The organism is Cryobacterium sp. M25 (assembly GCF_002929635.1).
In the GTDB taxonomy this organism is placed as follows: Bacteria; Actinomycetota; Actinomycetes; order Actinomycetales; family Microbacteriaceae; genus Cryobacterium; species Cryobacterium sandaracinum.
This window is the reverse complement of the sequence record NZ_PJJU01000021.1, coordinates 1-22796: the sequence shown is the minus strand read 5'-3', so window position 1 is coordinate 22796 and position 22796 is coordinate 1. Positions and strand designations below refer to the sequence as shown.

Genomic DNA, 22796 nt, shown 5'->3' with positions numbered 1-22796 from the left:
GCGGGTGCCGCCACGGGTGCGGGTGCCGCCACGGGTGCGGGTGCCGCCACGGGTGCGGGTGCCGCCACGGGTGCGGGGGCCGCCACCGGTGCCGGAGCTTCCGCGACGGGCTCGGGAGCGTCCACCGGCGCAGGCGCTTCCGCGACGGGAGTGGAGGCGCCGGAACCGTCACCGATCGTGACCAGCGGAGTTCCGACCTCGACGGTCTCATCTTCCTGAACCAGGATGGCCTCGATCACGCCGGCAATGGGGGACGGGATTTCCGTGTCCACCTTGTCGGTCGATACTTCCAGCAGCGGCTCGTCGACTTCGACGCGGTCTCCCACGTTCTTCAGCCAGCGGGTGACCGTACCCTCTGTGACACTCTCACCGAGTGCCGGGAGGTTAACGGATTCGCTCATGCGATTGTCTCCTTCAAAACGTATTGTCTGTAATTAGAGTACTGAGTGTCTGAATGCAGAGGTTCGGCGGCTACGCGTGAAGCGGCTTGCCGGCCAGCGCCAGGAAGGCCTCGCCGAGTGCCTCGTTCTGGGTGGGGTGCGCGTGCAGGAACGGGGCGATGTCTTCCGGGTAGGCCTCCCAGTTCACCACCAACTGTCCCTCACCGATCAGCTCGCCGACGCGGGCGCCGATCATGTGGACACCGAGGATGGGGCCGTCTTTGACCCGGACGAGCTTGATGGAGCCACTCGTGCCGAGGATGGAGCTCTTGCCGTTTCCACCCAGGTTGTACTCGACGGTGGAGATCTGGTCGGCGCCGAACTTTTCGGCAGCCTTGGCCTCCGAGTAGCCGACGGAGGCGATCTCCGGGTCGCAATAGGTGACCTTGGGGATGTTGAGGTCGTTGACGACGATCGGGTTGAGACCGGCGATCTCCTCGGCGACGAAGATGCCTTGCTGGAATCCGCGGTGCGCGAGCTGCAGGCCGGGGACGATGTCGCCCACGGCGAAGACGCCGGGGATGTTGGTCGCGAGGCGCTCGTCGGTCAGGACGAAGCCGCGGTCCATGGTGACGCCGACCTCCTCGAAGCCGAGTCCGGCGGTCGACGGGCCACGCCCGACGGCGACGAGCAGAATCTCCGCCTCGATGATGGTGCCGTCCTCCAGGGTGATGACGACGCCGTTCTCGTGCTGAGTGACGCTCTGGAACCGGATGCCGAGCGAGTATTCGATGCCACGCTTTCGGAAGGCGCGCTCCAGCTGCTTGGAGATGGACTCTTCCTCGTTGGGAACCAGGTGGGGAAGTGCCTCGATGATGGTGACGTCGGCACCGAAGGACTTCCAGACGCTCGCGAATTCGGCGCCGATGACGCCGCCGCCGAGCACGGCGACCTTCTTCGGGACGAACTCGAGCTCCAGGGCGTGCTCGCTGGTCATGACTCGACCGCCGATGGCGAGCCCCGGCAGGGAGCGGGAGTAGGAGCCTGTCGCGAGGACGATGTTCTTACCCACGATGGTGTTGGCACCGACCTGCACGGTGTTCGGCGAAATCAATCGACCTTCACCTTCGATCACTGTGATGCCGCGCGACTTGATCAGACCCTGCAGCCCCTTGAACTTCGACGCCACAATACTCTTGCGGAACGCGTTCACGGCTGGCATGTCGATGCCCTCGAACTGCGTTTTGACACCGTACTTCGCGGCGTCGCGGCTGACATCGGCCACCTCGGCCGAGTGCAGGAGTGCCTTGGTCGGGATGCAACCGAGGTGCAGACAGGTTCCGCCGAGTTTGCCCTTTTCGATCAGGCCAACGGTGAGCCCCAGCTGAACGGCACGCAATGCGGCCGCGTAGCCACCGCTTCCGCCGCCGAGAACGACAAGGTCAAAATTCTGTTCCGACACCCAGATACTCCCTCATACATCACAACCCGGTCTGCCCGCAGCGAGGATACGCATCCGGGCAGGCGAGAGTGGGCGAGATTTCTCGCCCATTTGACTGTACTACGGGCGCGAAAAGTCCTCGGCCAGTCGGAGCAGAGTCCGAACCGAGATTCCGGTCGGCCCGGCATTCGTGAATCCCCACCCGCTGCCGGTGTTGTGGGCCGGCCCGGCGATGTCCAGGTGGGCCCACGGGATCGTCTCGGTGCCGTCCCCGTTGCCGCGGGTCCCGATGAACTCCTGCAGGAATACTCCGGCGAGCAGCATGCCGCCGTGGGTGCTGCCGATCTTCGCGTTGGCGATGTCGGCGACATCCGAGTTGAGTAGAGGGCGCAGTTCCTCGGGAAGCGGCATCGGCCACACCAGCTCACCCACCGATTTGCCGGCGGTGAGCACCCGGGCGACCAGGGCATCCTCACCCATGGCGGCGTAGTAGCGGGTGCCGAGTGCGACGAGGGCGGCGCCGGTCAGCGTCGCCACGTCCACGATCGCATCCGGGCACTCCTCGCCGGCCGCGACGAGACCGTCCGCAAGAACCAGGCGACCCTCCGCATCCGTGTTCAGCACCTCGACCGTGCGGCCTCCGCGGATCCGCAACACGTCGTTGGGTCGGATGGCCGAGCCGGACGGCATGTTCTCCGCGATGCAGAGCCAGGCGGTGATGCGCACGTTGAGCCCCAGGCGGGCGGCCGCCAGGGTCACGGCCAGCACGGTCGCCGCGCCGGTCATGTCGTATTTCATGCCGACCATGGATGCCGGCGGCTTCAGTGAGAGTCCGCCGGTGTCGAAGGTGATGCCCTTGCCGACCAGGGCAAGGTGCTGCGTCGCGCCCTCCGGCGTGTAGCTGACCTTGACCAGGCGCGGCGGCCGGCTGGAACCCTGGCCGACGCCCGCGATCCCGCCGAAACCATCCGCGGCCAGCTCCGCCTCGTCCCAGACGCGCACGGCGACGGGAAGGCCCGCGGCGGCGTCCATGGACAGGCGCGCGAGTGCCTCCGGGTAGAGGTCGGAGGGCGGCATGTTGACCAGGTCCTTGACCAGGTTGACGGCCTCGGCGATGACTCCGACGCGGGCGGAGGCTCCGGCCGCCTCCGCGGCGGTGTGCACCGTGATCTCCTGCGCCGGGATCCTGGTCGCGGCGAGCGAGTTCTGCCGGTACGCGGTGTAATAATACGCACCGAGCGCGGCACCCTCCAGGACGGCCTCCGCTTGGGCATCCGTGGTCATGGGGAAGGCGAAGGCAACCGAGGTCACGCCGGTCAGCTGGCGAACGGCCGACCCGGCAGCATGGCGCAGCGCATCGACCGTGGCCTCCTTGCCGATTCCGACAACGGCGATGCTGCGGGCGTTGCCGATCGACGCAGGCAGTCGCACCACCTGATCGCGACCGCCCGTGATACCCAGGGGGGCGAGTTGGTCCGCGAGGCCGGCGAAGGCGGCGTCAGCGAACAGGGCGGCGGAGTCGCCGGACTGGAGCGCCCCGACAATGAGAACGTCCACCTCCGATTCGAGGGCGGGTGCTGCGGATATGGTCAGGCGGGGTGCGTTCATCCCCCGATCGTACGCTCCGGGTGTGTTCGCTCTCGGCATCACGGCGGGGTCGTCGATTCCCGCACCACCCGGAATTTGGCGCTTACAGTTAATGTCATGCGGGATCCTGGTGACATTTACGAGCTGACTGCGGACGCGCAAAACGTCCCGGAGGGGCTCCACCTTGTGGCGGGTCTGACGGGCTTCGCGGATGCCGGTGGTGCCGTCTCGCAATTCGCGGAATACCTTCTGGAAACCCTTGACCACACCGTCGTCGCGACCTTCGACGCCGACGTGCTGCTCGACTACCGGGCGCGGCGGCCGATCATCCAGTTCGACCAGGACCACCTCACCGACTATCAGCCTCCCGCCCTGAGGGTGTACCAGGCCCGGGACGAGATCGGCCAGCCGTTCCTGCTTCTGACCGGCTTCGAGCCGGATTTCCGCTGGGAACAGTTCACCGCCGCGGTGCTGCAGCTCGAGCGCCGCTTCAAGGTGGCCTCCACAACCTGGGTGCACGCGATTCCGATGCCGGTCCCGCACACCCGTCCGATCGGCGTGACCGTCAGCGGAAACCGGTCCGATCTGGTCGAGAGCATGTCGGTCTGGCGTCCGAACACCCAGGTTCCGGCGAACGCGCTGCACCTGGTGGAATACCGGCTGCAGGAGGCTGGCGCCTCCGTCGTCGGGTTCGTACTGCTGATCCCGCACTATCTGGCCGACACGGAATTCCCCCTCGCCGCCCTCGCGGCGCTGGACAGCACAAGTGCCTCCACCGGGCTGATCTTCCCCACCGATCGGGTGCGAGAGAAGAATCGCGAATTCGTCGCCCGCATCGACGAGCAAGTGCGGGACAACCCCGAGCTGGGCAAGCTCGTCGGCACGCTCGAAGAGCGCTACGACGCCTATATGGAGGGCAGCACGCTGCGCTCCCCACTGACCGACGAGGCCGGCGAATTGCCCAGCGCCGACGAGATCGCCGCCGAACTGGAGAACTTCCTCGCCACCCGGCGCAGCAGAGACGACGGTTCGCCGGCCTGATCTGTCGAGCGTCGCCGTGAATCCGGATGCTCCGGCCCGGGTAAGTTTGGGCCAATGAACACGCGCCGCTCCTGGTTGATCTTTTACGTCGGATCGTTCGCATACCTCTCCGCCGTCCTGCAGCGCTCTTCCCTCGGGATCGCCGGTGTCGCCGCCACCGAGCGGTTCGGCGGGTCTGCCGCGCTGCTGTCCAGTCTCGCCGTCGTGCAACTCGCCGTCTATGCGGCGGCACAGATTCCGGTGGGCGTCCTGATCGATCGGTACGGGCCTCGCGTGCTGGTGGCCTCCGGGACAGGGCTGATGGTGGTCGGTCAGACCACGCTCGCCTTCGCCCCCGACATCTCGATTGCCGTGCTCGGACGCATCCTCGTCGGTGCCGGCGACGCCGGCATCTTCATCTCTATGATTCGTCTCATCGCCTCGTGGTTTTCCGGACGCATCGTTCCTCAGCTCTCGCAGTGGCTGGGGAACATCGGCCAGCTCGGCCAGGTGCTCTCCGCCCTACCGCTGGCTTGGGTGCTGCACACCTGGGGCTGGACGCCGACGTTCCTCTCCGCCGCCTCGGTTGCCGTGGTGGCCCTCATCATGGTCATCGTCGTGGTGAAGGACCAGCCGGACCTCGCATCCATGCAGAACCGGACCACCAGCTGGCGTGGCGCGCTCCTGCAGCTCACACACAGTTTTAAACGGCCCGGAACCCAGCTCGGCTTCTGGTCGCACTACGTCACACAGTCCTCCGGAACCGTCTTCACCCTGCTCTGGGGGTTCCCCTTCATGGTGTACGGACTTGGCTACGACCCGTCCCTCGCCGCGGCGATGCTGATGGTCCTGGTGGGTGCCGGCATGGTGTGCGGGCCGATCCTCGGGATCCTGACGGCGCGCTTTCCGCTGCGCCGCAGCACCATCGTGCTGGGCGTCGTCGCGCTGATGGGCGCGGCCTGGGCCGCTGTGTTGCTGTGGCCGTTGCAGCCGCCGTTCTGGTTGATGCTGGTGCTGCTCGTCGCACTTGGCATCGGGGGACCCGGCTCACTGATCGGCTTCGATTTCGCGCGCACCTTCAACCCCCAGCGCAGCCACGGCTCAGCGAACGGCGTCGTGAACGTGGGCGGCTTCACCGCTAGTTTCGTGATGGTCTACCTGATCGGGCTACTGCTTGACCTTCAGGACGGCTGGCGCACCGCCAGGGGGGAGGCGAGCGATCTGTATTCGCTCGACTCCTTTCGGGTTGCGTTCTCCGTGCAGTTCCTGGTTGTGGGACTCGGCGTGATTTTTCTGCTGCACGCCCGGGCCCGCACCCGCAGCCAGCTGTCCCGCGACGAGGGAGTGGAAGTCGCGCCGCTCTGGGTCGCCGTGGCGCGGGCCTGGCGCCGGCGGCAGCAGCCGGAGTAGCTGCGCGCCTGGCTTGTCTCCTACACAAAGCATGCAATAATTGTCAATAGGGCCCGTTCTGGTCCTGGGAGCAACGACAGCAGTGTCGGTGTGAATGGCCCGGGACTTGACATGGGTCCTAGTACTGCCCAAAATCCACACTGCCCAGGCTCATCTCCCTCCATACCCACCCGGTCGGGACCCGCCTGGCAGCGCCGCAGGTTCACGAGCCACGGCATGAGAGGTGTTCGAATGGCAACCCGCACAAAAATCGAGCAGACCGAAGAGTCCACCGTGAGCACCACTGCGGTTCCAGACGCAGTTGCGCCGGCAGCCAAGGCCGCCGCGAAGAAGCCGACCAAGGCCGCCCTGGCCAAGGCCGCTGCTGCGGCCGCTGCCGCAGCAAACGGTGAAGAGAAGCCCGCGCCGCGCAAGCGCGCCGCCAGCACGAAGGCGAAGGCCAAGCCGGCATCTGACGAACACGATGAGGCCGCACGCGGCGATGACGCGGATGCCGACGACGACTCCGACGAGGCCAAAAAGAAGCGCGCAGCATCCGCCGAGGCACTCCCGAGCGGCGCCCTGGTACTGTCACTGGTCGACGACGACGACGAGGTGCCGGTTTACTCCAGCGCAATCACCGGTGCGACGGCCGACCCTGTCAAGGACTACCTGAAGCAGATCGGCAAGGTCGCCCTGCTGAACGCCGCCGAAGAGGTCGAGCTCGCGATGCGAATCGAAGCCGGGCTTTTCGCCGAAGACAAGATGTCCCAGATGAGCGACGCCGAGAAGAAGAGCGCCCTTGGACGCGAGCTCATGTGGGTCGCCAAAGACGGCGCCCGCGCCAAAAGCCACCTCCTGGGGGCGAACCTTCGCCTGGTCGTCTCGCTCGCCAAGCGCTACACGGGCCGCGGCATGCAATTCCTCGACCTGATCCAGGAGGGCAACCTGGGCCTCATCCGTGCCGTCGAAAAATTCGACTACACCAAGGGCTTTAAGTTCTCCACCTACGCAACCTGGTGGATCCGTCAGGCGATCACGCGCGCGATGGCCGACCAGGCCCGCACGATCCGAATTCCGGTGCACATGGTCGAGGTCATCAACAAGCTCGCCCGCGTGCAGCGCCAGATGCTTCAGGACCTCGGCCGGGAGCCCACACCGGAAGAGCTGAGCCGCGAACTGGATATGACCCCGGAGAAGGTCGTCGAAGTCCAGAAATACGGCCGCGAACCCATCTCCCTGCACACTCCGCTCGGTGAGGACGGCGACAGCGAGTTCGGCGACCTGATCGAGGACACGGAAGCCGTCGTGCCTGCGGACGCCGTCGGGTTCACGATGTTGCAGAAGCAGCTGGAGAGCCTGCTCGACTCGCTCTCCGAACGAGAAGCGGGCGTCATCCGCATGCGCTTCGGCCTCGGGGACGGCATGCCGAAGACCCTCGACCAGATCGGCGACACGTTCGGCGTGACGCGTGAGCGCATCCGTCAGATCGAGTCCAAGACCATGGCCAAACTGCGTCACCCCTCACGGTCGCAGTCCCTACGCGACTACCTCGAGTAGAGCGCGTTTTGCGCTACGTACCGGCGATTCTTCTGGGACGAGTCGTACGGAAAATGGCCCGTTGGCGGAAGCCGGGCGGCGGATCCGCGATCCCTGGCCTCGTCGTCAACAGGATCGCACCCGGATTCCTTCCTCTCAGCCTGAACAGCTTTCCCGGCGGCCTGGTCATCGTCACCGGGTCGAGCGGCAAATCAACGACGACCAAGATGCTGGTCGCGGCGCTCCGAGCTCACGGCAGCGTTGTCTTCACCAATCAGTCCACGGCCAACATCAGCCAGGGTCTGACCTCCGCGCTACTCGAGCAGGCCAGCCTGAGCGGTCATATCGCGGGCGACATCGCCGTGTTGGAGATGGATGAGGGCCACGGAGCCCTGATCTCCGGTACGTTGACGCCGCGCGTCGTTGCGCTGACGAACGTCATGGTCGACCAGATCGACCGATTTCATGACTCGAACATGGTCGCGGCCATGCTCGCCAAGATCGCCGCCAGCGCCACCGGAACCGTCGTGGTCAACGCGGACGACCAGTATTTGACCGACCTCGCCGGACGCCTACCCGGCTCCTCGGCAGTCGCGCGCTACGGCGTCTCCGCCGACGTTCTCGCCGACAATCCGCGGGGCCTGGGCTACAGTGCGACCACCGCCACCAGGCTGGACGCGGGGGAGGGGATGCTCCTCACCTCAGTGCAGGGCCGCCGCGCCACCGTGAGCATTGCGGGTGTGGTTTACCCGCTCGGGCTGCCTGCCCGCGGAACGCATTATGCCGTCGACGCCTTGACAGCGCTGTGCACGGCGCAGGCCGCACTCGGCGACCGCTTCGACCCGGTGCTGGCCATCAACGCCATCTCGGCCATCCCACCGGTCTTCGGCCGTGGTGAGATCGTCACGGTTCGCGGCCAGCAGGTTGAATTCGTGCTGGTGCAGAACCCGGCCAGTTTCCAACTGAACGTCGACAGCCTCGAGCCAAAGACCGAGCAGATTCTCATCGCAATCGGGTCAGACGTGCGCGACCCGTCCTACTTCTGGCCCGTCAACACCTCGGGTCTGGGCCGGGTCCGCATTGCATCCGGTTCGAAGGCGCACGACATCGCCCTCCAGCTGGTGTACGACGACGTCGTCGTCGACCGCATCGAGCCGAACCTGGGCCTGGCCCTGGATGATTTCCTGGCTCTGCCCGAACCACTGACTGGTTTGAAGACGATCATCTTCTCCGCAGACTCCATGCGACGCACCAGGACATACTTGGGGCTCGTCACCAACAAGGAGGAGCAGGAATGACCCGTCCGCTCTCGATCGTGTCGCTGCTTCCCGAGCTCCTGGGCACCAATGGCGATGCCGCCAACGCCCGCGTTCTCGCCCAGCGGGCCCGATGGGCCGGTGCCGACGCCACGGTCGTGGAGGTGCGCTCCGCGGCCGATCTGCCGGACCAGGTCGATGCCGTCGTCATCGGATCGGGCTCCGACTCCGACATGGTGCGCGCCAGGGACATCCTCGCGACGATGACCACGGAGCTGCGCACCTGGGCCACCGCGGGTGTCCCCATCCTCCTGGTCGGAACCGGCTGGGAACTTCTGAGCTGGGGCATCGAACTCGCCGACGGATCCGTTGTCGAGGGGCTGGGCATCGTGGCCGGTCGCGCTGTTCCGATGCCGGCACGGGCCACGGAAGACATCGTGGTCGCCTCCCGGTTCGGACGTCTGATCGGTTTCGAGAATCATCAGCGCAGCTATGTCGGTGGCGAGGCGGCGCCGCTCGGCCAGGTGATCTCCGGAACGGGCAATGGCGCGGGTACGGAGGGACTGGTCATGGGTAGCGTCGTCGGGACCCATCTTCACGGTCCCGTTCTCGCCAAAAACCCCGGGCTGGCCGATCACCTGCTGCGTACGGCCCTGGCTCGTATCGTTCATGAGTATTTGCCCGGTGACCATTCGCTGGCTGCCGACGACATGGCACAAGCCGCACGCAATCAGATCGCGGTGCGGCTCGGACTCCCCATGGAGTAGATGCCCATCGGCCGGTCGCGGGACAGTTCGAGCTGCCTGAGGCCGACCGATACCGCTAGGAGCGCTGGTCCTCAAGGAGGCGGCTCGACTCGTCGTGCCAGCTGTCCGCGATGGCGGCGAGCTTCTCCTGGTGCTTACGGCCGTGGTGCGCGCAGAACAGCAGTTCGCTGTTGTTCACGACCACACGAATGTAGGCCTGCGCTCCACATGCATCACAGCGGTCTGCCGCGGTGAGCTGGTGGGGAGCCTTCTCGTGATTGATGGCACCATTTTCGGCTGCGATCTGGGACATGGTTTCCTCCTCCAGACTGATACCAACTGATACCAATTTAACCTGTACCTAATGGAAACACGGTCTGGCAAGGTTATCGAGTCGGTTGCCCGTTATTTCGCTCACCGCGTAGCGCACTTCAATCGGGTGTTGATGACCGGGGAAGGGCGTTGGTTCGGTATTCTTGACCGTTGTGAGTTCTTCTGATTATTCTGCCCGCCACCTGTCAGTCCTCGAAGGGCTGGAAGCGGTTCGCAAACGCCCGGGCATGTACATCGGGTCCACCGACTCGCGCGGCCTCATGCACTGTCTCTGGGAGATCATCGACAACTCGGTCGACGAGGCACTGGGCGGCTTCGGCACCAGCATCGACATCGTGCTCCATGCTGACGAGAGCGTGGAGGTGCGCGACACGGCTCGGGGCGTTCCGGTTGACATCGAGCCGAAGACGGGACTGACCGGTGTCGAGGTCGTCTTCACCAAACTGCACGCCGGCGGCAAATTCGGCAGCGGATCGTATGCCGCGTCCGGTGGCCTCCACGGCGTGGGCGCATCCGTCGTCAATGCCCTGTCCGAGCGCCTCGATGTCGAGGTCGACCGTGACGGCAAGACCTGGGCCATGTCGTTCCACCGCGGCGAACCCGGGATTTTCGCGGACTCGGGGAAGAAGAGCCCCGACGCGCCGTTCACGCCTTTTGAGAAGCAGAGCGAACTACGCGTCATCGGCAAGGTCAAGCGCGGTGTGACCGGGACGCGGGTGCGCTACTGGGCCGACCGTCAGATCTTCACGAAGGGTGCGTCGTTTCAGACCGAGGAATTGCTCGAGCGAGCGCGTCAGACGGCCTTTCTCGTCCCGGGCCTGGGGATCGAGATCGTAGACGAGCGCACAGACGTGCACGTGCTCGAGTCCTTCATGTTCGAGGGCGGGATCTCGGAGTTCGTCGATCACCTCGCCACCGACAACCCGATCACCGACACTTGGCGACTGACCGGAAACGGGACCTTCCGGGAGACTGTCCCGGTGCTGACCCCGACGGGCGCCATGGTGCCCACCGAGCTGGTCCGGGACTGTGCCGTGGACATCGCCCTCCGTTGGGGGACAGGTTACGATACGACTGTCCGCAGCTTCGTGAACATCATCGCCACCCCGAAGGGCGGAACGCACCAGGCCGGGTTCGACGCGGGCCTGCTCAAGTTCTTGCGAGCGCAGGTCGAGCTGAACGCTCGACGGCTCAAAATGGGGTCGGACAAGCTGGAGAAGGACGACGTGATGGCCGGCCTCACAGCCGTGCTCACCGTGCGGCTGCCCGAGCCTCAATTCGAGGGGCAGACCAAGGAGGTGCTTGGCACCCCCGCGGTTCGCGCCATCGTGGCCAACGTCGTCGCCCAAGCCATGAACGAGCGTTTCGTGTCCACGAAGCGCGACGACAAAACGCAGGCCGCGGTGGTGCTGGACAAGATCGTGGCCGAGATGAAATCGCGAATCTCGGCTCGCGCCCACAAGGAAACCCAGCGCCGGAAGAACGCGCTGGAGAGCTCGTCCCTGCCCGCGAAACTGGTCGACTGCCGCAGCAATGATGTCTCGACGAGCGAGCTCTTCATCGTCGAAGGAGATTCCGCCCTGGGTACGGCCAAGCTCGCCCGGGACAGCGAGCACCAGGCACTCCTCCCCATTCGCGGCAAGATCCTGAACGTGCAAAAGGCATCCGTTGCCGACATGCTGTCGAACGTCGAGTGCGCGTCGATCATCCAGGTGATCGGCGCCGGGTCCGGACGAAGTTTCGACCTGTCAGCCGCGCGCTACGGCAAGGTCATCATCATGAGCGACGCGGATGTCGACGGCGCGCACATCCGCACGCTGCTGCTCACCCTGTTCTTCCGCTACATGCGCCCGATGATCACGGAGGGACGCGTTTTCGCGGCCGTACCGCCGCTCCACCGGGTCGTGGTGATGAACCCGGGCACGAAGCCGAACGAGACCATCTACACGTATTCGGAGGTGGAGCTTCAGGCCGTGCTCGCCGGACTCAAGAAAAGCGGCAAGCGCTACCAGGATCCGATCCAGCGCTACAAGGGCCTCGGCGAAATGGATGCCGACCAGCTCGCGACGACGACGATGGAGCGGGCGCATCGCACGCTGCGCCGCGTGCGGGTCGCCGACGCGGAGATGGCCGGCAACGTCTTCGAGCTCCTGATGGGCAACGACGTCGCGCCGCGCAAGGAATTCATCATCGAGAGCTCGGACAAACTGAGTCGCGACCGTATCGACGTGTGACGCCCGTGACCGGGGGGCCTACGAGTGGAACGATGTGCTTGCCAGGTCGCGTTCGCCGTTGATGATGGCGTCGACGACGCGCTGGGCGACGACGACCGGAGGGTAGCCGGCCGGCAGGCGCGGGGCGATTCCGGAGATCGGGTGAGTGGAGAGGTCGGTCTCGGTGTGACCGGGCCGCGCGTCCAGAATGCGGATGCCGCTACGCCGCAGTTCCCGGCCGGCGGCCTGTCCGAAGGCAGCGAGGGCGGCCTTGGACGCCGAGTATGCGGCAAGGTTGGCAGTGGGGCTCTCGCTGACGACGCCGCTGAGGGTGACGATAAAGGGCTCTCGCCCCTGCTCGGCGGATTCGCTCAGCGCGGCCCGAGCCGCACGGAGCAGGCGGATCGGTGCCAGCGTGTTCACGGCGAACAGCTCGACGAGCGTCTCATCGCTCACCTCGATCGCCGGTCCGAAGGCAACGACCCCCGACGCGTTGACGATGCCGTCGAGCCGTCCGTTCACGCTGATCGCGTCGGCGACGAGGGTCGTGATTGCGTCCGGATCGATGAGGTCGGCGGCGAGCGGGGTTCCGGGAATCGAGAGCGCCTCAAGTTTCGCCTGGTTGCGTCCGCTTAGGACGAGTCGGGCGCCGCCGGCAGCCAGAAGTCGGGCAATTTCACTTCCCAGACCCCCCGAGGCGCCGAGGACGAGAATGACGGAATCGTCGAGGTGTGTCATTTGGCCACCATAACGCACCACCCTCCGCACATGGCTGGAGATCGCGCTCGGGCGTCAGCCGATCCGGGCGCCGATGGCGCCGATCACGGAGTCGAGCATGGCCCCGGACGCATCACGCCGCGACCCTGATTCAGGAAGCATGCGGGGTGTGCCGTCCGACGCGATCGCCCGGGCCGGCAGAGGCCCCACCCACGCGACGGAGACGGTGTCCTCGCCTTTCAGGAACCGCTGGGAGCGCACCCCACCCGTTCCCCGGCCTTTCGCCGGGTACTCGGAGAAGTCGGACACTTTGGCGCTGCCCGGGTCTGTTCCGGGCAGGGTGTGGCTGCCGGTCGCGACGGTCGCAACCACGAGCGCCGCCGCGCCGTGCGTTTCCACGCTGGTGAAATACACCACGTGCGCGTCCGCGGCCAGTTTGATGCCCGCCATACCGCCGGCGGTGCGCCCCTGCGGGCGCACCGACCCGGCAGGAAAACGCAACAGCTGTGAGTCGGAGGCGATGAAGACGAGTTCGTCGTCTTCCGCACCCTGCGCCGCGCCGACCACCATGTCCTTGGGCTTCAGCGCGATGATCTCGAAATCGGGTTTGTTTGCCCAGTCGCCGGGGGTGACGCGCTTCACGATGCCCTGTCTGGTCCCGAGAACGATCGAATGCTTGGAATCGAGCGCGACGAGCGCGACGATCTTCTCCGCTGTGTTGGGCAGGGCCAGGTAGTCGCGCACGCGTACGCCGGCCCCGAGCTGGACCGAGGTCGGCGGCAGCAAGGGGAGGTCGACGGGGGAGAAGCGGATGAGCCGTCCCAGGCTGGTGACCGCTCCGATCTCGGTGCGACTGGTCGTGTCCAGAACGGACAGGACGGCGTCATGCTTGCTGCGCCTCTGAGCCGGGGTGATCCGCTCCGGCTGGACAGTGGTGCCGGCCGGAATCTCCACCCGGGCGATCTTGCCCGTCACGCTGAGGTAGACCCGGGTCGGAGTGTCCGTCACCTCGAGGATGGCGGCCTTCCGCTTGGCGGCGGCGCTGTTGGCGCCGGCGACACTCGCCTTGGCCTCGGTCAACAGGGTTCGCCGCGGTGTGCCGAAACGCTCGGCCACCGAGGCCAGTTCGTCGGACACCAGGGTGCGGATGGAGGCCCTGCTGCCGAGAAGCTTCTTCAGCGCCGCGATCTCCGCCAGCAGCTGATCCCGCTCGGTTTCGAGTTCGATGCGCGAGAAGCGGGTCAGGCGCCGCAGGCGGAGCTCGAGAATGTACTCGGCTTGAATCTGGCTCAGGTCGAAAACGTCGATCAGCTTGGCGCGCGCCTGCTCGCTGTCGTCGCTGGCGCGGATGACCTGGATCACCTCGTCGATGTCCAGGATTGCCACCATTAGGCCTTCGACAAGATGCAGACGCTCCGTTCGTCGGGCCAGTCGGTAGGCCGAGCGCCGGGTCACGACCTCGATTCGGTGTCCGATGTAGACGAGCAGGAGTTCCCGCAGACCCAGTGTCTGCGGGCCGCCGTCGACGAGGGCCACCGCATTGATGTTGAAGGAGTCCTCGAGCGGGGTCACCCGGTACAACTGCTCGAGCACGGCCTCCGGGCTGAAACCGGTCTTGATCCCGATGACGAGACGGAGTCCCTTGGTGCGGTCCGTCAGATCGGTGACATCGGAGATGCCACTGAGCTTCTTGGAATTGACCCCGTCCTTGATCTTCTCGATGACCCGCTCGGGCCCGACCAGATAGGGAAGTTCGGTGACTACGAGACCGGCCTTGCGGGCGGTGATGGCTTCGACGGATACCCGCGCCCGGGTCTTGAAACTGCCGCGCCCGGTGGCGTAGGCATCCATGATTCCCGTCAGCCCGACGATCGTGCCGCCGGTGGGCAGGTCAGGCCCCGGGACGAACTCCATCAGGTCTTCGAGGGTCGCGTTTGGGTGGGCGAGCAAATGACGTGCCGCGCCGACGACCTCGATCAGGTTGTGCGGAGCCATGTTGGTGGCCATGCCGACGGCGATACCGCTCGCGCCGTTGACGAGCAGGTTGGGGTAGGCGGCCGGGAGAACGTCCGGCTGGGTGAGCTGGTTGTCGTAGTTGGGTACGAAGTCGACGACGTCCTCGTCGAGGTTTTCCGTCATGGCCAGGGCCGGCGCGGCCAGCCTGGCCTCGGTGTACCGCGGGGCGGCCGGCCCATCATCGAGCGAACCAAAGTTGCCGTGGCCGTCGATCAAAGGGACCCGGAGCGTGAACGCCTGCGCCATGCGCACGAGAGCGTCATAGATCGCGGTGTCGCCATGCGGGTGCAGCTTTCCCATGACCTCGCCGACGACCCGCGCCGACTTGACGTGGCCGCGATCGGGGCGGAGCCCCATCTCGCTCATCTGATACAGGATGCGCCGTTGCACTGGCTTGAGCCCGTCCCGGGCGTCCGGGAGCGCCCGGGAGTAGATGACCGAGTAGGCGTATTCGAGGAACGAGCCCTGCATCTCGGTGGATACATCGACGTCTTCGATGCGCTCGGTGAACGTGGCGGGCGTGGTGCTGTCTGAACGGCTCATTCGTGAATTCTGCTGAGGCGTGCGTTGAGGGACGCGCGCTGTCGGGTAGGCGCTGGATCGATCCGTCCCTGTCTATGTCAGACTTGGCACGATGCCCCCCATGCTACCGGCCCGCCAATTCGGCACCCTGCGCCTTGCCGACGTTCTCACAAGTTCCCTGTCATCGATCGAGGGCCTTTCCAACATTCTGGACCTCGGCCAGACGAACAAGGCGGTCGTCCTTCTGGCGGACGGCCTCGGCGTCAGTTCCCTCCGAGCCCGTCCCGGGCACGCCCGATTCCTGAACTCGCTGCTGACCAAGTCCAGCGTGGTCGACGGCGTCTTCCCATCCACCACGGCTGCAGGCATCACGACCCTTACCACGGGTGTCGCACCCGGGCAGCACGGACTCGTCGGCTACCGGGTCCGAGACGCCGACCGGGACCGTGTGGTGAACCAGCTGACCGGCTGGGACGACGACATGCGACCGGAGACCTGGCAGCGTGCGCGCACCGTCTTCGAACGGGCCGCGGATGCCGGCATCCCCGGTTTCGCCATCGGACCCCGCCGGTACACCACATCCGGCTTCACCCAGGCGGCGCTTCGCGGCGCGCACTACGTGCCCGCGGAGAGCGTGTCCGACAGGTTTGCCGCCGCGCGACACCTTCTGGACACCGAGCCGCGCGCCCTCGTCTACGTCTACGTCCCCGAGCTGGATGTGGCCGCACACGCGCACGGCTGGGAGTCCGAACGGTGGTTGGCCGCGCTGGAGAACCTCGACGGCGCGGCCGCCCGCTTCGCAGCCGCACTGAAAGCCGATGAGGGTCTCCTGGTCACGGCCGACCACGGAATCATCGACGTCCCGATGACCAGACACGTGCTCTTCGACACGGTCCCCGAACTCATCGGCGGCGTCCGCCACATCGGCGGGGATCCCCGGTGCCTGCACCTCTACCTCGAACCCGAACTCGGTTCCGACTCAGGCGCGGCCCTCGCCGATACGTGGCGCGGTATTGAAGGCCACCGCGCCTGGGTCTTCAGCCGCGCGGAAGCAGTCGAGTCCGGGCTGTTCGGCGATGTTGCACCCGAGGTCCTGCCACGCATCGGCGACGTGATCGTGGCCGCACGCAAGCTAATAGCCTACTACGACTCCCGCGAGCCGAATCAGTCCGCACGTTCGATGGTCGGTCAGCACGGATCGCTGACGGACGAGGAACTCCGCGTGCCCCTGATCAGGTCGGGGACCTTCTCCGCCTGAGCGCGTGAGAAGTTCCGGCGTCAGGCGGGGTAGCGGCCGCGCTTGACCTGTGGTTTCGGCAGGCGAAGCACACGCAGTTGCAGTGCACGCATCGCTGCGTACCAGCGCACACGCTCGGCTTTCTCAGCGCCGACCTTGGCATTGAGCTTGCGCGTGACGATAAAGCCCAGGATGACGGAGTCGACAACGGCGACGATGACGAAGGCCCACAGGCCCAGGATTCCGTACGTCTGCACGGCCGCGTCGGGGAATACGCTGAGCAGGATGACCAGAAACATCACCGGAATCATGAATTCGCCCACGTTGAAGCGGGCGTCGACAAAGTCGCGCACGAAGCGCTTCTGCACACCGCGGTCGCGCACGGGGAGGAACTTCTCATCTCCGGCAGCCATACCCACCCGGGCACGCTCGCGAGCCTCGGCGGCCTTGCCTCTGGCCTGCTTGGCCGCGAGCTTGCGGTCATCTGGAACAAGCGGGCGCCGATTCAGAGCCTCTTGCTGCTTGCGGCTGGGCGTCGCCTGCCCTTTGCCGACTTTGCCGACAGGGTGGGTGGCCGCGAGGCGAGACCTGGTCTCGTCCGGGGTCTCCATGGATGGTTGTGCGTCTGGGTTCACAGGCTTAGCCACATCAGTTCCTTGCAATTGGTTGCCTTAAGATTACCTGATGACCGATATTCGAGAAACAGCGCCCCCGGCAATCTCACCGGCCGCCCCGGCTCTTCGTGCGGCAGTCGAACGCGGCCTTCCCACGACCATTGCCGACCTGTGCTCCCTGGTGCGGATTCCCTCCGTCTCCTGGGATGCCTTCGACGCACTTCAGGTGACCACCAGCGCGGATGCCGTCGCGGTCCTGGTCCGCGACCTCGGGGTGTTCGAATCGGTCGAGATCAAGCGGGCCGGGATCCCGGGCGGTGCCGAACTCGGCCATCCGGCCGTTTTGGCCACGCGCGCGGCACGCAACGGGCGCCCGACGGTTCTGCTCTATGCGCACCACGATGTGCAACCTCCCGGCCAGGATGCGGACTGGGACTCCAACCCGTTCGAACCGACCGTGCGTGGCGACCGCCTCTACGGACGCGGTGCGGCGGACGACAAGGCGGGAGTCATGGCCCACATCGCGTCGATCCGAGCTCTCGTGGAAGCAGAAGGACCCGATTTCGACCTCGGCCTGGCGCTCTTCATCGAAGGCGAGGAAGAGTTCGGCAGCCGGTCCTTCGCCACCTTCCTGGAGGAGAACCGGGAGTCCCTGCGCGCGGACGCCATCGTCGTCGCAGATTCGAACAACTGGGACATCAACACCCCCGCACTGACCACGGCGCTGCGCGGCAATGTCACGTTCCGACTGACGGTACGCACCCTTGACCACGCGTCGCACTCGGGCATGTTCGGGGGAGCGGTTCCCGACGCGATGATGGCCGTCGTTCGTCTGCTCGACAGCCTGTACGCCGACGACGGCGCCGTCGCCGTCCGCGGGCTGACGAGCATCGATGTTCCGACTCCGGACTACTCGGTGGAGCAGCTCCGCCTGGAAACCGGGCTCACCGACGGCGTCGGCCCGATCGGTCACGGCTCGGTGCTCAGCCGGATCTGGTCCCAGCCGGCCATCACAATCACCGGGATCGACGCGCCGTCCGTGGCCAACGCGTCGAACACGCTCACCCCGGCCGTCACCGTTCGCCTAAGCACCCGGATCGCTCCCGGTCAGTCGGCGGACGAGGCGTTCCGTGCGCTCGAGGCGCATCTGCACGCCAAGGCTCCATTCGGCGCCCGGATCGACATCGATGACGTCGACACGGGGGAGGCCTTCCTGGTCGACACGGGCGGCTGGGCCGTCGCTGAGACGCGGAGCGCCATGGCCGAAGCCTGGGGCGAAAGCCCGGTGGACATCGGCGTCGGCGGGTCCATCCCCTTCATCGCCGACCTAGTGCGGGTGTTTCCGGATGCTCAGATCTTGGTCACCGGGGTCGAGGACCCGGATTCCAGGGCGCACAGCCCCAACGAATCTCTGCATCTCGGAGTGTTCAAGCGGGCCATCCTCAGTGAGGCCTTCCTACTCGGCCGTCTGAATCAGCGCACCGGGAGCTGACCCGACCGAGAGCGCAGAAATCCGGGAATGCAGATGGTGTATTCCCGGTTGTGGTCGGTACAATCTTCGTGGCCACCAGCGGACATTCAGCCGCCGCGAAAGACCGTGTGAAAACGACTCGAACACTGAGGAGCACCATGACCGACACAGTCGCCGCCAGCACAGCCGCCCATGGCGTGGGCCTGAGCGCCACCGCCGCTGACAAGGTACGCAGCCTGCTCGCCCAGGAAGGCCGCGAGGACCTCCGCCTGCGCGTTGCCGTTCAACCCGGCGGCTGCTCCGGCCTCATCTACCAGCTCTATTTCGACGAGAGGCTACTCGACGGTGACGCTCTCGTCGACTTCGATGGGGTCGAGATCGTCGTAGACAAAATGAGTGTCCCCTACCTGGACGGGGCATCCATCGACTTCGAGGACACCATCCAAAAGCAGGGGTTCACGATCGACAATCCGAACGCCGGCGGAAGCTGCGCATGTGGAGATTCCTTCAGCTGACCCACCGGCGCCAGACAAAGCGCGACGGGCTCGTATCTCCGCAAATACTATGACTGGCGGCGAATTCGTTATCTCGGAGGCCGGTTCTTGCACAACGGAACGTGCCACCCGCAGTAGGCTGGGAGTCTATAGAAGCACTTCCAGTTAAGTGTCGTCGAGTCTCACCGAAAGGTTACTGGTGCGCAAAAACCATCGTCTCCGATGGGCTGCAATTCCGATCGCAGCGTCGTTGGCCCTCGTTCTCGCAGGTTGCTCGCAAGCCCAGCTTCATGGCTACCTCCCCGGCTTCATCGAGGGTGAGCCGGCGGTAACCAACCAGACGGAGCGCATCTCCGGGCTGTGGACCACATCATGGATCGTTCTGATGATTGTGGGGCTCATCACCTGGGGGCTCATCATCTGGGCCGTCGTTGTCTACCGCCGCCGCAAGGGTCAGACCGGCCTTCCGGTGCAGCTTCGTTACAACATGCCGATCGAGATTTTCTACACGGTCGTTCCCCTTATTCTCGTGGTCGGCTTCTTCGCCTTCACCGCGCGGGACCAGGCAGAGATCGAGGCTCGTTTCGATGAGCCGGAGGTCAAAATCCAGGTCATCGGCAAGCAGTGGGCTTGGGACTTCAACTACGTCAACGAAGACGTCTACAGTGCCGGCATCCAGGGCCAGCCCGACGTCGACGGCCCCGCCGGTTCGCTGGTTCAGTCTGAGATCCCCACGCTCGTCCTGCCGGTCGGCCAGAAGGTTGAACTGGCGCTCGACGCCCGCGACGTCATCCACTCATTCTGGGTCGTTGACTTCCTGTACAAAAAAGACATGATCCCCGGCAAGACCAACTACATGTCGATCATCCCGGAGCGCATCGGCACCTATGACGGAAAGTGTGCCGAACTGTGCGGCGAGAATCACTCGCTGATGCTCTTCACGGTCGAGGTCGTGTCCGAGGCAGACTACGAGTCGTACATCGACTCTCTGCGTGCTGCAGGCAACGACGGCCAGCTCGGCCTCGATTACGCACGCAACCAAAATCTGCCGGGAACGACAGCACCAACCGAGCAGGAGGGCAACTAGTCCATGACTACTACTACCACTACGGCACCTTCCGCGCCGGCAGCCCCCACTGCCCCGCGTCGGCCCACCGGTGTCGAGCGCAAGGGCAACGTCATCGTCCGGTGGATCACCTCCACTGACCACAAAGTCATCGGGTACATGTACCTGATCACGTCGTTCGTCTACTTCTGTCTTGCCGGTGTCATGGCACTGGTTATCCGCGCACAGCTTTTCGCCCCCGGCCTCGAGGTCGTCCAGACGAAGGAGCAGTACAACCAGCTCTTCACCATGCACGGCACGATCATGCTGCTGATGTTCGCTACGCCGTTGTTCTTCGGGTTCGCCAACTCCCTCATGCCGCTGCAGATCGGCGCCCCCGACGTGGCCTTCCCCCGGTTGAACGCCTTTTCCTTCTGGGCCTTCTTCTTCGGCAGTCTCGTCGCCGTCGGTGGATTCCTCACTCCGCAGGGTGCCGCATCCTTCGGCTGGTTCGCCTATCAGCCTCTGGCCAGTACGACGTTCTCCCCAGGCGTCGGTGGCAACCTGTGGATGGTCGGGCTTGGGCTGAGCGGCTTCGGCACCATTCTCGGCGCCGTGAACTTCATCACCACGGTAATCACGATGCGCGCCCCCGGAATGACCATGTTCCGGATGCCGATCTTCACGTGGAACACCATGGTCACGTCGATCCTCATCCTGATGGCCTTCCCCGTTCTCGCCGCAGCCCTTCTGGCCGCCGCGTCCGACCGCATTTTCCTCTCGCACATCTACGATCCGGCCAACGGTGGAGCCATCCTGTGGCAGCACCTGTTCTGGTTCTTCGGTCACCCTGAGGTGTACATCATCGCGCTGCCGTTCTTCGGCATCGTTTCGGAAGTCTTCCCGGTCTTCAGCCGCAAGCCGATCTTTGGATACAAGACCCTCATCTACGCGACCATCTCCATCGCGGCACTGTCCGTGGCGGTCTGGGCGCACCACATGTACGTCACCGGCTCTGTCCTGCTGCCGTTCTTCTCCCTGATGACCATGCTGATCGCCGTTCCGACCGGGGTGAAGATCTTCAACTGGATCGGCACCATGTGGCATGGCTCGCTGACCTTCGAAACGCCCATGCTGTGGGCCCTTGGCTTCCTGGTCACCTTCACCTTCGGTGGCCTCACCGGCGTCATCCTGGCCTCGCCGCCGCTCGACTTCCACGTCTCGGACACCTACTTCGTCGTCGCGCACTTCCACTACGTCATCTTCGGAACCGTGGTTTTCGCGATGTTCAGTGGGTTCTACTTCTGGTGGCCGAAGTGGACTGGCAAGATGCTCAATGAGAGCCTCGGCAAGTGGCACTTCTGGTTCCTCTTCATCGGTTTCCACACAACCTTCCTGGTGCAGCACTGGCTGGGCGTCGTCGGCATGCCGCGTCGGTACGCGTCGTACCTGCCCGAAGACGGCTTCACCTGGATGAACCAGTTGTCTACGGTCGGCTCGGTCATTCTCGCGATCTCGATGATCCCGTTCTTCCTGAACGTCTATATCACCGCCCGTAAGGCACCGCAGGTCACCGTGAACGACCCGTGGGGCCACGGCGGCTCGCTCGAGTGGGCTACCTCCTGCCCGCCGCCGCGCCACAACTTCACCTCCATCCCGCGCATCCGGTCCGAGCGCCCCGCGTTTGACCTGAACCACCCGGAGGCGCCCATGACAGTCGGAATCGGGCCGGCGAAGGACGCCCCGGATGCCCCCACGTACGACGTAACGTCGAAAAGGACGAAGTAAATGAGAGCCAACGTCAATCTCCTTCTGGTTCTGAGCGGGTTCTTCGTGGTGGTCACGACGGCCTATGTGGTCTGGGGTCTTCTTGACCCTAACCAGAACAAGATCGAGTGGGCGGGGACGTTCACACTCGGCCTGTGCGCGATCTTCTTCAGCTTCGTCGCGTTCTACCTGAGCCGGGTGCACAGTGCTCAGGGTGGCGAGCTTCCCGAAGATCGTCTTGACGCGAATATCGACGACGGCGACCCTGAGGTTGGTTTCTACAGCCCGTGGAGCTGGTGGCCCATCCTCTTGGCTGCCAGTGCTGCTCTGCTCTTCATGGGGCTGGCTGTCGGCGTGTGGATCTCGATCATCGCGTTGGGCATCGGGGTCATCTGCCTCGTCGGCTGGGTATACGAGTACTATCGGGGCAACTTCGCTCGCTGATCTGAATTGAGACACGTGCTTCTGGCACGTACGGCGGCGTCCAGGACACAGGTTTTGGACGCCACCTATGTTTATGCACCGCGCATCGCCTCGGAGTGACACGGCCGGGCAAGTTCACAGTTCCACGCAGCCTGATCCGCAGTTCCCGCTTGCATGGCCTCGAACGAATTCGACGGGGATTCNTAGGCGGGAAAACGGCGTGCGGTCTCTAACAATATGGCGGACTTTGCTCGGTGTCGACAAGACAGTGGTCGAGGACGTTGATCTCGACCTGGTAGCGGGCGTTTTTGTTGCGTCGGTGCGACTGACCAGGTCGATGCGGAACCGGTGCGGGAGCTGCCAGAAGCGCTGCCCGCGCTACGACGACGGAGCAGGCCGCCGCCGGTGGCGGGGCTTGGATTTCGGCTCGACCCGGGTCTTTCTGGAGGCGGATGCCCCGCGGGTGTCGTGCCGGGAGCACGGTGTGATCGTGGCTGCGGTGCCGTGGGCGCGGCATCAGGCCGGCCACACCCGCCACTTCGATTCATATGTCGCGTGGCTGGCCACGCAAACCTCGAAAACCGCG

At 65.1% G+C, this 22796-nt stretch carries 20 protein-coding genes; 13 read left to right on the top strand and 7 right to left on the bottom strand.

The window, feature by feature from the left end; genetic code table 11:
- From CXY81_RS00710 to CXY81_RS00700, 3 genes are all read right to left on the bottom strand, one after another.
- Positions 1-401, bottom strand: a 401-nt coding sequence (locus CXY81_RS00710) for a biotin/lipoyl-containing protein (RefSeq protein ID WP_304481844.1), incomplete at its 3' end; no start/stop codon positions are given.
- 70 nt (positions 402-471) lie between these two features.
- A complete protein-coding gene (gene lpdA, locus CXY81_RS00705) occupies positions 472-1842 on the bottom strand; it encodes a dihydrolipoyl dehydrogenase (protein ID WP_104193667.1) in 1371 nt (456 codons plus the stop codon).
- A 99-nt stretch (positions 1843-1941) separates the two neighbouring features.
- On the bottom strand, positions 1942-3429 hold the full coding sequence (locus CXY81_RS00700) for a leucyl aminopeptidase (RefSeq protein ID WP_104193666.1): 1488 nt from the start codon (positions 3427-3429) through the stop codon (positions 1942-1944).
- 96 nt (positions 3430-3525) lie between these two features.
- On the opposite strand from CXY81_RS00700, the gene CXY81_RS00695 reads away from it, so the two are divergent.
- From CXY81_RS00695 to CXY81_RS00675, 5 genes are all read left to right on the top strand, one after another.
- Positions 3526-4449, top strand: a complete 924-nt coding sequence (locus CXY81_RS00695) for a proteasome assembly chaperone family protein (protein ID WP_104193665.1) — start codon at positions 3526-3528, stop codon at positions 4447-4449.
- 54 nt (positions 4450-4503) lie between these two features.
- Positions 4504-5838 (top strand): nitrate/nitrite transporter, encoded by a 1335-nt coding sequence (locus tag CXY81_RS00690; protein WP_104193664.1) that lies wholly within the window; start codon positions 4504-4506, stop codon positions 5836-5838.
- Positions 5839-6069: 231 nt separating this feature from the next.
- Complete coding sequence (locus CXY81_RS00685; protein ID WP_104193663.1) at positions 6070-7377, top strand: RNA polymerase sigma factor; 1308 nt, start codon at positions 6070-6072, stop codon at positions 7375-7377.
- A 53-nt stretch (positions 7378-7430) separates the two neighbouring features.
- The gene (locus CXY81_RS00680) at positions 7431-8654 is read left to right on the top strand and encodes a MurT ligase domain-containing protein (protein WP_104171115.1); all 1224 of its coding nucleotides are present in this window, start codon (positions 7431-7433) and stop codon (positions 8652-8654) included.
- A complete protein-coding gene (locus CXY81_RS00675; RefSeq protein WP_104171116.1) occupies positions 8651-9379 on the top strand; it encodes a type 1 glutamine amidotransferase in 729 nt (242 codons plus the stop codon). Before CXY81_RS00680 ends, CXY81_RS00675 begins: the two co-directional genes overlap by 4 nt.
- A 55-nt stretch (positions 9380-9434) precedes the next feature.
- Here the strand turns inward: CXY81_RS00675 and CXY81_RS00670 are convergent, their stop codons facing one another.
- Positions 9435-9671, bottom strand: coding sequence for a hypothetical protein (locus CXY81_RS00670; RefSeq protein ID WP_104171117.1), 237 nt, complete (start codon positions 9669-9671; stop codon positions 9435-9437).
- A 172-nt stretch (positions 9672-9843) separates the two neighbouring features.
- Between CXY81_RS00670 and CXY81_RS00665 the strand changes: the two genes are divergently transcribed.
- The gene (locus tag CXY81_RS00665) at positions 9844-11925 is read left to right on the top strand and encodes a type IIA DNA topoisomerase subunit B (protein ID WP_104193668.1); all 2082 of its coding nucleotides are present in this window, start codon (positions 9844-9846) and stop codon (positions 11923-11925) included.
- A gap of 18 nt (positions 11926-11943) precedes the next feature.
- Here CXY81_RS00665 and CXY81_RS00660 read toward each other — a convergent pair whose 3' ends face one another.
- Together CXY81_RS00660 and CXY81_RS00655 are read right to left on the bottom strand one after the other, a co-directional pair.
- Complete coding sequence (locus CXY81_RS00660) at positions 11944-12642, bottom strand: SDR family oxidoreductase (RefSeq protein ID WP_104171119.1); 699 nt, start codon at positions 12640-12642, stop codon at positions 11944-11946.
- Between the two features lie 54 nt (positions 12643-12696).
- A complete protein-coding gene (locus CXY81_RS00655; protein ID WP_104193662.1) occupies positions 12697-15180 on the bottom strand; it encodes a DNA topoisomerase (ATP-hydrolyzing) subunit A in 2484 nt (827 codons plus the stop codon).
- Between the two features lie 91 nt (positions 15181-15271).
- On the opposite strand from CXY81_RS00655, the gene CXY81_RS00650 reads away from it, so the two are divergent.
- The gene (locus CXY81_RS00650) at positions 15272-16417 is read left to right on the top strand and encodes an alkaline phosphatase family protein (RefSeq protein WP_198411968.1); all 1146 of its coding nucleotides are present in this window, start codon (positions 15272-15274) and stop codon (positions 16415-16417) included.
- 20 nt (positions 16418-16437) lie between these two features.
- Here CXY81_RS00650 and CXY81_RS00645 read toward each other — a convergent pair whose 3' ends face one another.
- The gene (locus tag CXY81_RS00645) at positions 16438-17007 is read right to left on the bottom strand and encodes a DUF3043 domain-containing protein (RefSeq protein ID WP_104193661.1); all 570 of its coding nucleotides are present in this window, start codon (positions 17005-17007) and stop codon (positions 16438-16440) included.
- Positions 17008-17080: 73 nt separating this feature from the next.
- Here CXY81_RS00645 and CXY81_RS00640 point away from each other — a divergent pair, with 73 nt between their 5' ends.
- The 6 genes from CXY81_RS00640 to CXY81_RS00615 form a co-directional block, all read left to right on the top strand.
- Positions 17081-18502 (top strand): dipeptidase, encoded by a 1422-nt coding sequence (locus tag CXY81_RS00640; RefSeq protein WP_104171122.1) that lies wholly within the window; start codon positions 17081-17083, stop codon positions 18500-18502.
- A 137-nt stretch (positions 18503-18639) separates the two neighbouring features.
- On the top strand, positions 18640-18996 hold the full coding sequence (locus tag CXY81_RS00635; RefSeq protein WP_104171123.1) for an iron-sulfur cluster assembly accessory protein: 357 nt from the start codon (positions 18640-18642) through the stop codon (positions 18994-18996).
- A gap of 178 nt (positions 18997-19174) precedes the next feature.
- On the top strand, positions 19175-20062 hold the full coding sequence (gene coxB / locus CXY81_RS00630; protein WP_104171124.1) for a cytochrome c oxidase subunit II: 888 nt from the start codon (positions 19175-19177) through the stop codon (positions 20060-20062).
- A 3-nt stretch (positions 20063-20065) separates the two neighbouring features.
- Positions 20066-21808, top strand: a complete 1743-nt coding sequence (gene ctaD / locus CXY81_RS00625; protein WP_104171125.1) for a cytochrome c oxidase subunit I — start codon at positions 20066-20068, stop codon at positions 21806-21808.
- Entirely contained in the window at positions 21809-22231 is a 423-nt protein-coding gene (locus tag CXY81_RS00620; protein ID WP_104171126.1) for a cytochrome c oxidase subunit 4, read from the top strand.
- Between the two features lie 199 nt (positions 22232-22430).
- On the top strand, positions 22431-22796 hold a 366-nt coding region (locus CXY81_RS00615; protein WP_233193906.1), incomplete at its 3' end, for a transposase family protein.

What these genes read in the sequence shown, in the direction of transcription:
- ctaD (WP_104171125.1), top strand. Translation starts at nt 20,066, where the DNA reads ATGACTACTACTACCACTACGGCACCTTCCGCGCCGGCAGCCCCCACT.
- CXY81_RS00635 (WP_104171123.1), top strand. Translation starts at nt 18,640, where the DNA reads ATGACCGACACAGTCGCCGCCAGCACAGCCGCCCATGGCGTGGGCCTG.
- CXY81_RS00620 (WP_104171126.1), top strand. Translation starts at nt 21,809, where the DNA reads ATGAGAGCCAACGTCAATCTCCTTCTGGTTCTGAGCGGGTTCTTCGTG.
- CXY81_RS00695 (WP_104193665.1), top strand. Translation starts at nt 3,526, where the DNA reads ATGCGGGATCCTGGTGACATTTACGAGCTGACTGCGGACGCGCAAAAC.
- CXY81_RS00650 (WP_198411968.1), top strand. Translation starts at nt 15,272, where the DNA reads ATGCCCCCCATGCTACCGGCCCGCCAATTCGGCACCCTGCGCCTTGCC.
- CXY81_RS00670 (WP_104171117.1), bottom strand. Translation starts at nt 9,671, where the DNA reads ATGTCCCAGATCGCAGCCGAAAATGGTGCCATCAATCACGAGAAGGCT.
- CXY81_RS00645 (WP_104193661.1), bottom strand. Translation starts at nt 17,007, where the DNA reads ATGGAGACCCCGGACGAGACCAGGTCTCGCCTCGCGGCCACCCACCCT.
- CXY81_RS00690 (WP_104193664.1), top strand. Translation starts at nt 4,504, where the DNA reads ATGAACACGCGCCGCTCCTGGTTGATCTTTTACGTCGGATCGTTCGCA.
- CXY81_RS00675 (WP_104171116.1), top strand. Translation starts at nt 8,651, where the DNA reads ATGACCCGTCCGCTCTCGATCGTGTCGCTGCTTCCCGAGCTCCTGGGC.
- CXY81_RS00660 (WP_104171119.1), bottom strand. Translation starts at nt 12,642, where the DNA reads ATGACACACCTCGACGATTCCGTCATTCTCGTCCTCGGCGCCTCGGGG.
- CXY81_RS00640 (WP_104171122.1), top strand. Translation starts at nt 17,081, where the DNA reads ATGACCGATATTCGAGAAACAGCGCCCCCGGCAATCTCACCGGCCGCC.
- CXY81_RS00700 (WP_104193666.1), bottom strand. Translation starts at nt 3,429, where the DNA reads ATGAACGCACCCCGCCTGACCATATCCGCAGCACCCGCCCTCGAATCG.
- CXY81_RS00655 (WP_104193662.1), bottom strand. Translation starts at nt 15,180, where the DNA reads ATGAGCCGTTCAGACAGCACCACGCCCGCCACGTTCACCGAGCGCATC.
- CXY81_RS00685 (WP_104193663.1), top strand. Translation starts at nt 6,070, where the DNA reads ATGGCAACCCGCACAAAAATCGAGCAGACCGAAGAGTCCACCGTGAGC.
- CXY81_RS00680 (WP_104171115.1), top strand. Translation starts at nt 7,431, where the DNA reads ATGGCCCGTTGGCGGAAGCCGGGCGGCGGATCCGCGATCCCTGGCCTC.